At 72.9% G+C, this 14,036-nt stretch carries 10 protein-coding genes; 2 read left to right on the top strand and 8 right to left on the bottom strand.

Annotation, left to right across the window (positions count from 1 at the left end):
• Positions 1-108 precede the first annotated feature (108 nt).
• Entirely contained in the window at positions 109-1,419 is a 1,311-nt protein-coding gene (locus EAO73_RS06760; protein WP_147970509.1) for a PspC domain-containing protein, read from the top strand.
• A 156-nt stretch (positions 1,420-1,575) separates the two neighbouring features.
• On the opposite strand, the gene EAO73_RS06750 is transcribed toward EAO73_RS06760, so the two are convergent.
• From EAO73_RS06750 to guaA, 5 genes are all read right to left on the bottom strand, one after another.
• Positions 1,576-2,085: a DoxX family protein gene (locus EAO73_RS06750; RefSeq protein WP_147970507.1), complete on the bottom strand. Its 510-nt coding sequence runs from the start codon at positions 2,083-2,085 to the stop codon at positions 1,576-1,578.
• 246 nt (positions 2,086-2,331) lie between these two features.
• The gene (locus EAO73_RS06745) at positions 2,332-3,597 is read right to left on the bottom strand and encodes a hypothetical protein (protein WP_191133957.1); all 1,266 of its coding nucleotides are present in this window, start codon (positions 3,595-3,597) and stop codon (positions 2,332-2,334) included.
• Between the two features lie 126 nt (positions 3,598-3,723).
• On the bottom strand, positions 3,724-4,494 hold the full coding sequence (locus tag EAO73_RS06740) for a class II aldolase/adducin family protein (protein ID WP_147970506.1): 771 nt from the start codon (positions 4,492-4,494) through the stop codon (positions 3,724-3,726).
• A gap of 166 nt (positions 4,495-4,660) precedes the next feature.
• Positions 4,661-5,416, bottom strand: a complete 756-nt coding sequence (locus tag EAO73_RS06735) for an SAM-dependent methyltransferase (protein ID WP_147970505.1) — start codon at positions 5,414-5,416, stop codon at positions 4,661-4,663.
• Positions 5,417-5,701: 285 nt separating this feature from the next.
• Positions 5,702-7,288, bottom strand: coding sequence for a glutamine-hydrolyzing GMP synthase (guaA, locus tag EAO73_RS06730; protein ID WP_147970504.1), 1,587 nt, complete (start codon positions 7,286-7,288; stop codon positions 5,702-5,704).
• Positions 7,289-7,744: 456 nt separating this feature from the next.
• Here guaA and EAO73_RS06725 point away from each other — a divergent pair, with 456 nt between their 5' ends.
• Entirely contained in the window at positions 7,745-8,068 is a 324-nt protein-coding gene (locus tag EAO73_RS06725) for a chorismate mutase (RefSeq protein WP_147970503.1), read from the top strand.
• 313 nt (positions 8,069-8,381) lie between these two features.
• Here the strand turns inward: EAO73_RS06725 and EAO73_RS06720 are convergent, their stop codons facing one another.
• The 3 genes from EAO73_RS06720 to EAO73_RS06710 all read right to left on the bottom strand — a co-directional run bounded on the left by EAO73_RS06720 (position 8,382) and on the right by EAO73_RS06710 (position 13,956).
• Positions 8,382-10,070 carry a peptidase gene (locus EAO73_RS06720; protein WP_147971424.1) on the bottom strand — a complete coding sequence of 563 codons (1,689 nt, stop codon included), beginning with the start codon at positions 10,068-10,070 and terminating at the stop codon, positions 8,382-8,384.
• Between the two features lie 321 nt (positions 10,071-10,391).
• Positions 10,392-12,272, bottom strand: a complete 1,881-nt coding sequence (locus EAO73_RS06715; RefSeq protein ID WP_147970502.1) for a GMC oxidoreductase — start codon at positions 12,270-12,272, stop codon at positions 10,392-10,394.
• Positions 12,273-12,330: 58 nt separating this feature from the next.
• Positions 12,331-13,956, bottom strand: a complete 1,626-nt coding sequence (locus EAO73_RS06710; RefSeq protein WP_147970501.1) for a succinic semialdehyde dehydrogenase — start codon at positions 13,954-13,956, stop codon at positions 12,331-12,333.
• Positions 13,957-14,036: the final 80 nt, after the last annotated feature.

Raw genomic sequence — 14,036 nt, 5'->3', positions numbered from 1 at the left:
GGCGGGACGGGCGGCCCGGTGTCCCTGAGAACCTGGTGGACCAATATCAGGGACCGGCCAGGGTCGGGGCGGGTGCCGGAGGGGCGCGGGGCCCGTCACCATGGAGCCATGACCGTTCCCCAGGACGCGCCGCCCGGCGCCGCACCGCCTTCCGCCCCCGCTCCGCGCCTGCACCGCAGCCCGCGGCACAAGGTGGTGGCCGGAGTGTGCGGCGGGCTCGGCCGGTACTGCGACGTCGATCCGGTGATCTTCCGGATCGTGCTCGGGGTGCTCTCCGTGACCGGTGGCTTCGGGCTGATCTTCTACGGCTTCGCCTGGCTGCTGATCCCGCTGGAGGGCGAGGACGAGAACGAGGCGCGCAGACTGCTGTCGGGGCGCGTCGAGCTCGCATCGCTGAGCGCGATGCTGTGCGCGCTGATCGGCTGCGGTCTGTTCCTGTCGATGCTGGGCAACGGCGGCACGCTCGCCTTCTCCGCGATGCTGTCGATCGCGGTCCTCGGCTTCTCCATGTGGACGCAGGCGCGCAAGAAGGCGGGGCCCGAGGATCCGCTGCACCAGGCGGCAGCGCAGGCGGCTTCGGACGCGCCGCCCGAGGTCAAGGCACCGCCGACCTTGTCGTGGCCGTCCTGGTGGCGCGACCCGATCATCAAGGACGGGTCGACCGGCAAGGTGGCGATCGGCTATCTGTGGGGGCCCGTGGACACGGCGGTTCCCGGGGAGCCGCGCGGGGCGACGCCCGACGCGCCGTTCCGTCCGCCGCCGCCCCGGTCCAGGGAGATCCGTGGTCCGCGGTCCATAGCCGGCCCGGCGTTCCTGACCGCGCTGCTGGCGGGCGGCCTCGGCACGGGGCTGAGCTGGGACTCCCAGCCGCTCGGCACGAGCCTGCAGATCGGGTTCGCCGCCGCGCTCGCGGTGTTCGGTCTCGCGCTGCTGATCAGCGCGTTCGTCGGACGGACCGGTTTCGGCACACTGCTGCTGGCGATGATCACGGCCGGACTGCTGCTGGGCGCGGCCGAGCTGCCCAAGGACATCAGCACGCACTGGGTGCGCGAGGAGTGGCGTCCGGCGACCGTCGCCGCGGTGCAGCCGCGCTACGCGGTGGGATCGGGGCAGGCCGAGCTGGACCTGACCCGGATCACCGTGCCCAAGGGCGACACCGTGCGGACCCGGGTGGAGGCCCGTGCGGGCCGGGTCCTGGTGCACGTCCCACCGGAGGTCACCGTCCGGGTGCACGCGCGGACCCGGGTCGGCGCGCTCGTCCTGGTGGACGGGCACAGCAAGGGTGACCTGGACATCCGCACCTCGCAGGACGAGCGCCGGACGCTGGCGCCGACCGGGGACGGCGCCCCGGGCGGCACGATCGAGCTCGATCTGGAAGTGGACTACGGACAGGTGGAGGTCAACCGTGCCGCGTCATGAGTTCCGGCCCGGCCGGGCCGTCGCGGGCCTGGTGATGCTGACCCTGGCCGCCGGATACGCGGCGGACGCGGCCGGCCTGTGGGACACCCCGCCGCAGTTCTTCGTCGCGCTGTTCGCCGGCGGCCTGTGGACGGCCGCCTGGGTCACCTGGATCGGCTACCGGATCCGTCGCCGGCGCGCCGTGAGGAGGGCGTCCAGGGAGAGTGACGCTGCCCCGCCCAGCAGCAGCGGGAGCCAGGCCATGAGATAGATCAGGTCGTTGCCGAGGTAGTACGGGGAGACCTGCCAGCTGACGGTCAGCCACAGGCTCAGCGAGATCAGGGCGCCGCCGAGCGCGGCGATCCGGGCCCACAGGCCGAGGAGGGTGCCGATCCCGACGGCCAGCTCTCCGATGGCGATGGCGTACCCGAAGCCGGCGGGGCCGTGGAGGGCCAGGTCGACGAGGCCGGGGATCGCGGCGGAGTCGCGGACGGCGTGCATCTGCTCGCCGATCGATCCGGGGCCGTCGGCGTGGAAGAACGCGTTGTCGGTGAGCTTGTCGAGCCCCGCGTAGAGGAAGGTGACACCGAGGAAGATCCGCAGCGGCAGCAGGGCGTGCTCCCGCGCCAGGTCCCGCAGGCTCCTGGCCTCGCCGAGGCCCCGCCCGTTACCGCCGTACCCGTACATGCTGCTTCCGCCTTCCGCCGCCGTGCCGTCCGCGGCCGTGCCGTGCCGTCGTGCGGCACCCCGGCCGCTGCCACCGGACCGTACGGCCCGTCACCCGACCTTACGTACGAACCCGGCGGAAGGGACCGGCGCGGTCGGGTTCACAGGGAAGGAGGCACCCGCGTGGTCCGGGTGCGGCACGGGGTGCCCCGGCCCGCCCCTCGGGCAGGCACGTCGGGCGGGGACGGCAGGCGCGTCGGGCGCGTGTCAGTCGGTGACGTCGATCGCGACGCGGTTGGACTCCGTGCCCGCGGCCGTCACGACCTGGACCTCGACCACGCCCGGCTCGACCTCCACCGGTACCGGCACGGTGAGCAGCGTGTCGGAGGGGTTCGCGAAGCCGCCGGTGACCGGGACCAGCGGGACGTGGACGTGCACGGAACCGATCCGCACGACGACCCGGGCCAGCCGGTCCGGGGCCCCGGCGCCGGGCGGCACGAAGCCCGCGCCCCGGATCTCGATGTCGTCGCCGGTGCGGATCGGCGCGTCCAGGTCGCCCGCCTCCCGGGACCGGACGACGGAGAGCACGACCGGCCGACCGCCCTCGCCGTACTTCCCGGTGAAGTAGACGGCCGCCGACACAGCCACCAGGAGGGCGAGGCCCCACGGCAGGTCGGGCAGCTGCTCGGGCCTGCGGGCGAGGCGGACCGCGGCGAACACCACAGCGACCGTGGACACCAGCACGTACTGCACATCCGTGAAGCCGCCGCGCCCGGAGTCGTCGGTGAGCAGGTCCGCCGCGCGCGGCCGGTCGGCCCGCAGCTTCTGGAGCCGCCCGGACAGCACCCGCACACTCACCACCCGGCGGACGGCCACAGCGACGGCGCACACCAGAGCGAGGACGGACACCACGCCGGCCCCGCGCGCCAGGTCCAGGCCCTCGATCAGCTCGTCGCGGCGGGCGGGGCCGGAGGCGGCGGCCAGTTCGAGGGCGAGGACGAGCACGGAGAAGACGGCGAGCAGCACCCAGGAGGCGGCGACCGCGCGGGAGGTGGAGAGCCGGTTGTCCTCGCCGATCAGCGGCGCGAGGAGGCCGCCGCGCGCCCGGTGGACGTGGGCGGCGGCGGTCAGCAGCCCGGCCGTGACCAGGCCGGCGAGCAGTCCGGCGGAGCGGGCATGGGTCCAGCCCGCGCCGATCGCCGTGGCGGCCTGGGCGAGGGCCAGCGCGGCGAGGCCGCCCCAGACGATCAGCAGGGTGCGCTGCCACACCCGGTACAGCCAGGCGTCCCCGGCCTCGCGGCCCCGGTCGGCCACCTCGCGGGCGGATTCGGTGAGTTCGTCGGAGACCCACTGCCGGGTCGCGGACGCGGACTGGGCGACCCCGGCGGGCAGCCCCTGTCCCGCGGCGAACTCGTCCCGCTTGGTCAGGAAGGCGGCCACCGCGCGCCGGTGTCCCTGGCGCGCCCCGTGCGGGCAGTCGCCGCAGGTGCAGCCGCCGCCGTGCGCGCCCTGTCGTGCCTCGTCCAACGCCACGGAGAACGCCGCCCTTTCCCGCCCCTGTTGCCGCCATCGGCCGGCCAACTCATGTGTGATCGCTGCGAATTGTGCCGTACCGGGCCGGTGGTTGCCGCATCGGGGCGCACCGGGCGGGCCTGTTCGTCAGAACGTTCGAGCGACGCGGCGCCACAGGGGCTGGTAGTTGATCCAGGCGACGAGGTCACTGCCGAGCTGTTCGCGGGTGGCGACCGCGTCCCGGTGCTCGATCAATACGGGTTTCCCGGCCGCGCGGGCGGCCAGCTGGATGCGGCAGGACCGTTCCAGCGCGAGGAACCACCAGGCCGCCGCGTCCACCGAGTCCCCCACGGTCAGCAGCCCGTGGTTGCGCAGGATCAGCGCCTTGCGGCCGCCGAGCGCGGTGGCGATCCTGCGCCCCTCGTCCTCGTCCACCACGACTCCGGTGTACGCGTCGTACAGCGTGTGGTCCTCGTAGAAGGCGCAGGACTCCTGGGTGATCGGCTCGACCGGCTCGCCCAGCGCGGCCAGCGCCCCGCCGTGCTCGGTGTGGGCGTGTGCGACGGCCACGACGTCCGGGCGGGCCAGGTGGACCTGGGCGTGCACCGTGAACGCCGCCTGGTTGACGTGGTGGCGCCCCTCGACGACCTGACCCTCGGCGTTGGCCAGGACCAGGTCCTCGGGGCGCAGCTCGTCGAACGGGACGCCGAACGGGTTGACCCAGAAGCAGGAGGTGAACTCGGGGTCCCGTGCGGTGATGTGGCCGGAGACGCCGTCCTCGTACCCGTAGGAGCCGAACAGCCGCAGCGCGCCGGCCAGCCGCTCCTTGCGGTGGGCGCGTTCCTCCTCGGGCGTCCCGTGGACGGGCGGCATCGCGAAGTGCAGCTGCTCGACGGGCAGCGGCGTGGGCTCGGACATGGCGACTCCTCGGGGGCTCCCAGGGGCATTCCGTCGGAAGCTACCGCCGGTCACCCCCGGTGGCCAGGGAGATCTCGCACGGATTCCGTACGGATACGCCCCGCCCACACGAACCTCACGCCCCGCCCAGACGCCCAGACGCACCGGTGCACCGGTGCACCGGTGCTCAGGCGCTCAGCACGAGATAGGCGAGGCCGAACGTCCCCCGGTAGCCGCCGTAGTAGCCGGTGCGCCGCTCGTCGACGGCAGCGACGACCCCGTCGTGCAGCGGGTGGTCCGGGTGCGCCAGCGCCCAGCGTTCGCCCCGGCCGATGTTGGCGTCCGATTCGAAAATGTCCCATTCGCGCCGGTCGGCGGCGGTCACCTGGAGCGGTCGCAGTCCGACGGCCTCGGCCTGCCGGATCAGGTCGAGCAGCGAGCCGAAGTCACCGGGTTCGGCGCCGAGCCCGGCCAGTGCCGCCGCGTCCGGCTCCCGCTCCCAGAACCCTTCGCCGAACAGCACCCGCCCGCCGGGCCGTACGGTCGCCCGCAGCGCGGCCAGTGCTTCGGTGGTCCCGCCGGGCCAGGCGTGCGAGGCGCCGATCGACACGGCCAGGTCGTAGTCCTTCTCCGGCCACTCGGCGGCCGGCACCTCGTGGAACCGTACGCGCTCCGCGAGGCCACGCTGCCCGGCGAGCGCCCGGCCGCGCGCGACGGCCTCCGAGTCGGTCTCGACGCCGTCACCCGTGCTGCCGGGCGCCGACTCCACGAGGCGCATCAGCAGCTCGCCCCAGCCGCTGCCGAGGTCCACGATCCGCGCACCGGGCGCGGGGGCGCAGGCGGCGACGAGCCGGGCGGCGTGCTCCTCGGAGAGCGGGGTGTTCCAGGTCAGGCGGTCGTTGGGGGCGGCGGACATCAGGGCGCGGATCTCTTCGGACGACATGGGGGCGGAGCCTGCCATGGGTGCCTCGGCGCGCGCCATGCGTTTTCGGGTGTGTGCGGGTGGGGTGCGCCTGCGGCGGGCCTGTTCCCCTCCCCATCCCCAAGCTCTCAACTTCGTTCGAGCAGGGGAGACCCCACTCTTCCCGAAACCGGGGCTCCGCCCCGGACCCCGCGCCTCAAACGCCGGCGGGGCTTGGTTTCGCGGGGCTGGACAGGCGGACCGCATACTGCGATGCCGCCGCCCGGTACGCCGGGCGGCGGCATCGTCAGGGTCCCGCGGGGAGGGTCACTCCCACTCGATCGTCCCCGGCGGCTTGCTCGTCACGTCGAGCACGACGCGGTTGACGTCGGCGACCTCGTTGGTGATGCGGGTGGAGATCTTGGCGAGGGTCTCGTACGGCAGCCGCGACCAGTCGGCGGTCATGGCGTCCTCGGAGGAGACCGGGCGCAGCACGATCGGGTGGCCGTAGGTGCGGCCGTCGCCCTGGACGCCGACGCTGCGAACGTCCGCGAGCAGGACCACCGGGCACTGCCAGATATCGCGGTCCAGGCCGGCGGCGGTCAGCTCCTCGCGGGCGATGGCGTCGGCCTCGCGCAGCAGGTCGAGCCGGTCCTTGGTGACCTCGCCGACGATACGGATGCCGAGGCCGGGGCCGGGGAAGGGCTGGCGCTGGACGATCTCGTCGGGCAGACCGAGCTCCTGGCCGACCATCCGGACCTCGTCCTTGAACAGCTGGCGCAGCGGCTCGACGAGCTCGAACTCGATGTCCTCGGGGAGGCCGCCCACGTTGTGGTGGGACTTGATGTTGGCGGTGCCGGTGCCGCCGCCGGACTCCACGACGTCCGGGTAGAGCGTGCCCTGGACGAGGAAGGCGACCTCGGGGCCGTCCTCCTGGAGGATCTCCAGCTGGGCCTGCTCGAAGACGCGGATGAACTCGCGGCCGATGATCTTCCGCTTCTGCTCCGGGTCGGACACGCCGGCCAGGGCGTCGAGGAAGCGCTTCTCGGCGTCGACGACCTTCAGCTTCGCGCCGGTCGCGGCGACGAAGTCCTTCTCGACCTGCTCGGTCTCGCCCTTGCGCATCAGGCCGTGGTCGACGTACACGCAGGTGAGCTGGGAGCCGATGGCCTTCTGCACGAGGGCCGCGGCGACGGCGGAGTCCACCCCGCCGGACAGGCCGCAGATGGCGCGCTTGTCCCCGACCTGCGCGCGGATCGCGGCGACCTGCTCCTCGATCACGTTGCCCGTGGTCCAGGTGGGCTCGATGCCCGCGCCCCGGTACAGGAAGTGCTCCAGGACCTGCTGGCCGTGCGTGGAGTGCATGACCTCGGGGTGGTACTGGACGCCGTAGAGCTTCTTCTCGTCGTTCTCGAAGGCGGCGACCGGGACGACGTCCGTGGACGCGGTGACGGTGAAGCCCTCGGGGGCGGCGGAGCAGGCGTCGCCGTGCGACATCCACACCGACTGCTCGTCCGGGGTGCCCTCGAAGAGGGTCGAGCCGGACTTCGAGACGGTGAGCGGGGTGCGGCCGTACTCGCGGGCACCGTTGTCGTCGACGGTGCCGCCGAGCGTCGTGGCCATCAGCTGGAAGCCGTAGCACATGCCGAAGACGGGGACCCCGGCCTCGAACAGCGCGCGGTCCAGCGAGGGCGCGCCCTCGGCGTACACCGAGGAGGGACCGCCGGACAGGATGATCGCCCGGGGGTTCTTGGCCAGCATCTCGGCCACCGGCATCGTGGACGGCACGATCTCGCTGTAGACCCGGGCCTCACGGACGCGGCGGGCGATGAGCTGGGCGTACTGCGCGCCGAAGTCGACAACCAGGACCACGTCGGTGGTGGTGTCGGGGGCGGCGGGGGGTGCTGCTGGCACGGGCGGCCTTCCGGCGGTGGAGAGGGGTCGGTCCTCCAATTCTACCGGCGGCCGGAAGTGACCTGCCCCGGCTGCGGGCGCCCGGCGGCGGACGTGGGCCGTCTCACGATCCCGCCGCCGCGAGCGAGGGGCGGGGACCGTCTCACGATCCCGGCCCGCCGTACGCGCGGTCGGGTGCCCCCTCACGATCCCGGCCCGCGTACGCGAGCAGCGGGGGCCGTCTCACGATCCGGGCCTGCCGTGGGCCCGGGGCCGGGGTGGGGCCATACTGTCCCCATGCGTCAGCACACGACCTTCGTCTTTACCTATGGCATCCGGCCCGCCGGCTGCCATGGTCGTGCTGCTTGAGCAACTGACAAGCAACGTTCCAGGCGCCCCGGGCCGACAGGCCCGGGGCGTTCTGGCGTTCCGGGCCCGTCGGCTTCCGGGGAGCCGCACCCCACCGGGAGACCCGACATGAGCAGCACCAGCACCCCCGCCTCCAGGACCACCGTCGACGCGAACAGCACCGAGGTGACCGGCGCCCGCACCGACGAGGCCGCGTCCCTGATCGGCGACGCCCGTACCCGTATCGACACGCTCGACGACCGGATCATCGGGCTCGTCCAGGAGCGGATGGCCGTCTCGGCGGTGATCCAGGAGGCCCGGATGACCTCGGGCGGCCGCCGGGTCAATCTGTCCCGCGAGATGGAGATCCTGGGCCGCTACCGGGACGCGCTGGGCAAGCCGGGCACCCCGCTGGCGATGACGCTGCTGGAGCTGTGCCGCGGCCGGGTCTGACCCGGGGCGCGTCCCCAGGGCTGTAGGGGCGTATCCCAGTTCGGGCGGAGTCTCACCCGTACGGCGCGTGACCGGGCCCGGCGCGGGTTCGTTGGTCCCGTTGTCCGTGCCAGCCAGGGGCGGCTCTCGATGGAAACCACGCGTGGCTCCGCCGGGGTGTGTGGCGTACCGCGTGTACGCCGTGGGACCGCGCACCGGCGTGCGTGACCGGTCGGCAGGGGACAGCAGCCCGGTCACTCGGAGGGACACTCGGTCCTTCCGGGAACGGCCGGCTCCGGGGACGCCCGGGGCCGGCCGTTCTTCCGTGGGGGCCTCAGCGCGCCGCGCGCCGCCGCGACACCGTGAACAGGACCCCGCCCGCGACCAGCGCGGCCAGCGCCGCGGCGGAGGCACCGAGCGCGACGGTCCCCGTGGAGGCGAGCGCACCGCCGGAGCCACCGGAGCCCGAGGTGCCCGACGAGGACGCGCCGCCGGAGACGGAACCGGAACCACCGGAGCCGGAGGCGGAACCGGAACCACCGGAGCCGCCGGCGGAACCGGAACCGCCGCCCGTGTCCGTCGAGCCGCCGGAACCGGACTGGCCCCTCGCGGCACCGGTGTCCTCGCCGTTCAGCTCCACGTTCGCCCTGTTGTTGGCGGGCACCGGGTCGAAGGGCAGCGCGGGGGCCTGGAGGTGGGTGTTGCGGACGACGACCGCGCCGATCGCCCCGACCTCCACCGTGACGATCTTCAGCCGGAACGGCAGGGCGAAGTCCGCGTCCTCGCGTACGGACATGGGCGTGGAGCAGAAGTAGCGCCGGGCGTTCGTCTGGTCCTCCAGGTAGCCGCCGTCCTTGGTCACACCCCGGCAGATGTCCGGCTTGGAGACCACGCGGGAGCCGTCGGGCACGGTGAAGTCGACGGTCGCGACGTCCTCGCCGGAGCGGATGTACCCGATCCAGGCGGGCCCCCGGTTGCGGAAGCCCAGGGTCACGTCGACGGTGTCGCCCGCCTTGCCGCCGGCCTGGCTGCCGTAGGCCGCGAAGTCGGCGGTGTTCGTGGTGCGGAAGTCGGCCTCCTGCTGGTTGTCGCCCGGCTCCAGGTCGGCCGAGCGGACCGCCGGTGCCTTGCCCAGGGACAGCGTGGCGCCCTTGCCGGGGCTGAAGTGCGCCCCGGCCCGCTGCGCCGCGCGGGCGTCGGTGTCGTCCTCGTTGATCCGGAAGATGAGGGTGTCGTAGAACGCGCGGTCGGTGGCCCGCAGCACCGGCGGCTCGGCCAGCGTGTAGGTGGCGCCGGGCTCGAAGCTGCCGGGGAAGGCGCACAGGGCGGTGGTCCAGGCGCCGGGGCTGCCCATGCCCCCGTCGTCCTCGCTGTACTCGCAGTTCTGGTACCGCTCCGTGAAGGCCAGGCCCCGCGTGTGGCGCAGGGTGAGCAGGACGCCCCGGGCGGCGCGGGTGCCGTTGTTGGTGAAGGTGACGGGCACCGGCTGGGTGTCGCCGGGCTTCAGCTCCGTCCTGAACGGCAGCGGCTTCATCGACAGGTCGGGCCCGCCGATCGACACATGCGCGGTGAACGGCCGGAAGGTGGCGCCCTCAGCCTCGGCGGTGACCTCGATGGTGCCGGAGTCGCCCTCCTCGCTGCCCCGGGCGGCGGTGACCTCCAGTTCGGCGAGGGTACTCAGGCCGGGCCGGATGCCGTAGTCGTTGCAGACGGCGGTGGTCCCGGTCCGCTCGCAGTCCGCGCCGCCGTCCTCACCGAAGGCCACGTCCGCGACACCGGCCAGCTTCCCGAAGTCGAAGCGGACGGTGTACTCGCCCTCGAAGGCCCCGTTCTCCTCGTCCTCGGACGGGTTGGTGACCGTGAGACCGAGGCTCGCCTTCTGCGGGGAGCCCGTCGCCGGATACGGGTGCAGGGCCGTCTCGGCGGGCCCGCCGAGCGTGAACTCGGGGTCGGCGGCCTGCGCCGGACCGGCCGTCGTGAGCATGCCGGCGGCCAGCAGACCGGCCGAGGCCAGGACGCCCATCGCACGGCGGAACGGAATCGCGCTTCTCATCTCGGGCCCTCTGGGGTCGTCGGGAGCTGTGTGACCGCTGTGGCAGCGACAGGGGGTACGACCGGAGGCGGGCGGGAAAAGTTGCCCGGGACGAGATCACGGATCGGGCACGACGGACGGAGCGAGCGTGGGGTGATCCACCTCACATAAGGATTTCGTGAGTGCGAGGACAACCATTGGGGCGTCCGGCAGGTCATGCATGCGGAACACCGGTTGTCGGTTGTTGTACGACGGACCGGTTACAGCGTGAGGGGCTGCACTGGGAGGGGGGTGCAGCCCCTTCTGCTGTGCCTACGCCTTCTCGGGCGCCTTCGCCGACGTCTTCTCGGCCGCCGCATTCTTCGGCGCCCTCTCCGCCTTCGGCGGCACCGCCGGCATCCCCAGGAACGGCAGCCTCAGCGCGCCGAACGCCTCCTTCGGGACCGCCGGGGCCTGCGGTTCCACCGCCGCCAGCCGCGCGTACGCCTCGCCCTGTGCCGGGCGCGGGTCCGGCTCGCCCTTGTTGGGCCAGAACGACATGGCGCGCTCCGCCTGGGCGGTGATCGTCAGCGACGGGTTGACGCCGAGGTTCGCGGAGACCGCCGAGCCGTCGACGACGGAGATGCCCGGGTGCCCGAACAGCCGGTGGTACGGGTCGATGACGCCCTCCTCAGCGCCGGCGCCGATGGGGCAGCCGCCGAGGAAGTGGGCGGTGAGCGGGGTGCCCATCAGCTCGCCGATGTTGGACCCGGGGAAGCCGTTGATCTCGTCAGCGAGCAGAGAGGCGCTCTGGGTCGCCTCGGCTATCTGCGTCGGGTTGGGCGCGCCGTGGCCCTGGCGGGCGGTGAGCAGGCCCTTGCCGATGCCGCTGGGCTTGCGGTACGCGGTCAGGGAGTTGTCGAGCGACTGCATGACGAGCCCGATGATGGTCCGCTCCGACCAGCGCCGGTTGGAGAGCGAACGGACGGCGAGCGTGGGGTGCTTGGCCAGGTTCCCGAACCAGGCGAGGACCCGGTGGGTGCTGAACGGCACCTGGAGGATGGTCATGCCGCCCATGGCGTTGGAGCCCTTGCCGTAGCGGACCGGCTCGATGTGCGTGTTCGCGTCGGGGTGGATCGACGAGGTGATGGCGACACCCTTGGTGAAGTCGGGCTTCGTCCCGTGCTTCTTGCGGTAGCGCCGGTCGGAGGTCTGCGCGCCGACGAGCCCCTCGGAGTTGGTACGGGTCAGCTCGCCGAGCTTCGCGGAGATCCGGGGCAGCAGACCCTTGTCCTTCATGGTGTGCAGCAGGGTCTGGGTGCCGTACGTGCCCGCCGCGACGACCACCTTGCGGGCGCGCAGCGTCGTGGGCTTCGCCTTCTTCCGGCGGTCGGTGGGCACGGTGGCGACGCGGTAGCCGCCGTCGGGGTGCTCGGTGACGCCGATGACGGAGGTCATGGGGTGGATGACCGCGCCGGCCTTCTCGGCGAGGTGGAGGTAGTTCTCGTTGAGGGTGTTCTTCGCGCCGTGACGGCAGCCCGTCATGCACTCACCGCACTCGGTGCACGCCTTGCGGGCCGGGCCCGCGCCGCCGAAGTACGGGTCCGCGACCGTGCCCCCGGGCTTCGCGGTCGCCGTGCCGTCCGCGTCCTCGCCGTCGCCGAAGAAGACGCCGACCGGGGCGAGGTGGAAGGTGTCGCCGACGCCCATGGCCTCGGCGGTCGCCTTGAGGTGGACGTCGGAGGGGGTCGTCGTGGGGTTGAGCCGGACTCCGAGCATCCGCTTCGCCTGGTCGTAGTACGGCTTCAGCTCGTCCTGCCAGTCCGTGATGTGCGCCCACTGGCGGTCCTCGAAGAACGGCACGGGCGGCACGTACAGCGTGTTGGCGTAGTTGAGCGAGCCGCCGCCCACCCCGGCACCGGCCAGCACCATCACCTTGCCGAGCAGGTGCACGCGCTGGATGCCGAAGAGGCCGAGGGCGGGCGCCCAGAGGTAGTTCTTCAGGTCCCAGGAGTTCTTCGGCAGGGTGCCCGGGGTGAAGCGGCGGCCCGCCTCCAGGACGCCGACCCGGTACCCCTTCTCGCTCAGCCGCAGCGCCGAGACCGCACCACCGAAGCCCGAGCCGACGACGAGCACGTCGTAGTCGTACGCGGCGTCGTCGTCGGCCGCACCGGCCGGCCGGTCCTGATTCTGGGCAGGGCTGTCCTGGGACATGGCACTCCTCGGTACGAAAAGGACAGAATTGATGCGGTGCGCGGGAGCTGAGGGGGCGTCAGCGCAGGCGGAGGGCCTTCATCGCCTTCAGGCTGCGGCTCATGAACGCCGCGTACTTCTCGTCGTCCATCCCGAACGACGGGGCCAGCGGGATCAGCCGCTGCTGGGCGACGGTCTGGGCCTCGGTGTACTTGAGGATGCCCTCGGAGCCGTGGCGGCGGCCGAGACCGGAGTCCTTCATGCCGCCCATCGGGGACTGCACGCTGCCGTACGCGGGGGCGTACCCCTCGTTGATGTTGACCGTGCCGGTGCGCAGCCGGGCGGCGACGCGGTGGCCCCGCCCGGAGTCCTTGGTCCAGACACTGGAGTTCAGGCCGTACGGGGTCGCGTTGGCGAGGTCCACGACCTCGTCCTCGTCGCGGAAGCGGTAGATCGAGACGACCGGGCCGAAGGTCTCCTCGGTGCAGACGGCCATGGGTGCCTCGACGCCGTCCAGGATCGTCGGCTCGTAGAAGAGCGGGCCGATGTCGGGGCGGGCGACCCCGCCGGCCACCAGCTTGGCGCCCTTCTCGACGGCCTCCGCGACATGCCGGCTGACGGTCTCCAACTGGCGTTCGCCCACCAGCGAGCCCATGTCGGCGCCGTACGCGAGGGAGTTGCCGAGCCGCATCGCCTTCGTACGGGCGGCGAACCGCTCCACGAAGTCGTCGGCGACCGACTCGTGGACGTACAGCCGCTCGATGGAGATGCAGAGCTGGCCGGCCGAGGAGAAGCAGGCGCGGACGGCGCCGGCGGCGGCCTTCTCCACGTCGGCGTCCGCCAGGACCAGCATGGCGTTCTTGCCGCCGAGCTCCAGCGAGACGCCGACGAGCCGGGCCGCCGCGCCCTGGGCGACCTCGCGGCCGGTGCGGGTGGAGCCGGTGAACGAGACGTAGTCGGCGTGCTTGACGACCTCGGGGCCGACGACGGGTCCGTCACCGAGGACGACCTGGAACACCTCGGCCGGGAGCCCCGCCTCGATCAGCAGGTCACGCGCCCACAGGGCGGTCAGCGCGGTCTCGGTGTCGGGCTTCATCACGACGGCATTGCCGGAGACGAAGGCGGGCAGCGCGTCGCCGACGGACAGCTCGAAGGGGTAGTTCCACGGGGCGATCTGGCCGATGACCCCGCGCGGCTGGCGCAGCTCGGTGACCTTGGTCAGGGTCGGCACCACACCGGTGTGCCGCTTCGGCTTCAGGTACGCGGACGCCCTGCGGCCGTAGTGCCGGGCGGCGACGGCGACCGCCTGGACCTCCTCATGGGCGTGCAGGCGGGCCTTGCCGGTCTCCAGCTGGATGAGGTCGAGCACCTCGGACTGGCGGCCGATGACCAGGTCGTGGAAGCGCAGGAGCACGGCGGCCCTGGTCCGGACCGGCAGGGCGGCCCAGGCCGGCTGGGCGGCACGGGCCCGCTCGAAGGCGGTGGCCACGTCCTCGGGGGTGGACTCCGGCAGGTCCGCCAGCTTCTCGCCGGTGAACGGCGTGTGGTTGGCGGTACGGCCGGAGCCGACGACGCCGCGCGTCAGCTGGGCGATCACCTCGGGCGTCACGACATCGGCGGCCGTGCGCACGCCCGCGGGGGCGGCGGCCACGGGGTTGGTGCCGACAGCGGCGGCGGGGGACGTGGGGGCCTGCGAGTCCGTCATGAGGGCGAGAGTACGTCGGCCGAAGGGCTTTGGGTACCCGTGGGTAACAGCTTTTCACCGTCTCTCCCGGAGTCCCGCCA

The sequence above is a fragment of the Streptomyces sp. col6 genome (genome assembly GCF_008042035.1).
Taxonomy (GTDB): Bacteria; Actinomycetota; Actinomycetes; order Streptomycetales; family Streptomycetaceae; genus Streptomyces.
Note: the sequence above shows the minus strand (reverse complement) of the source record. Positions and strands in the feature narration are given on the sequence as shown.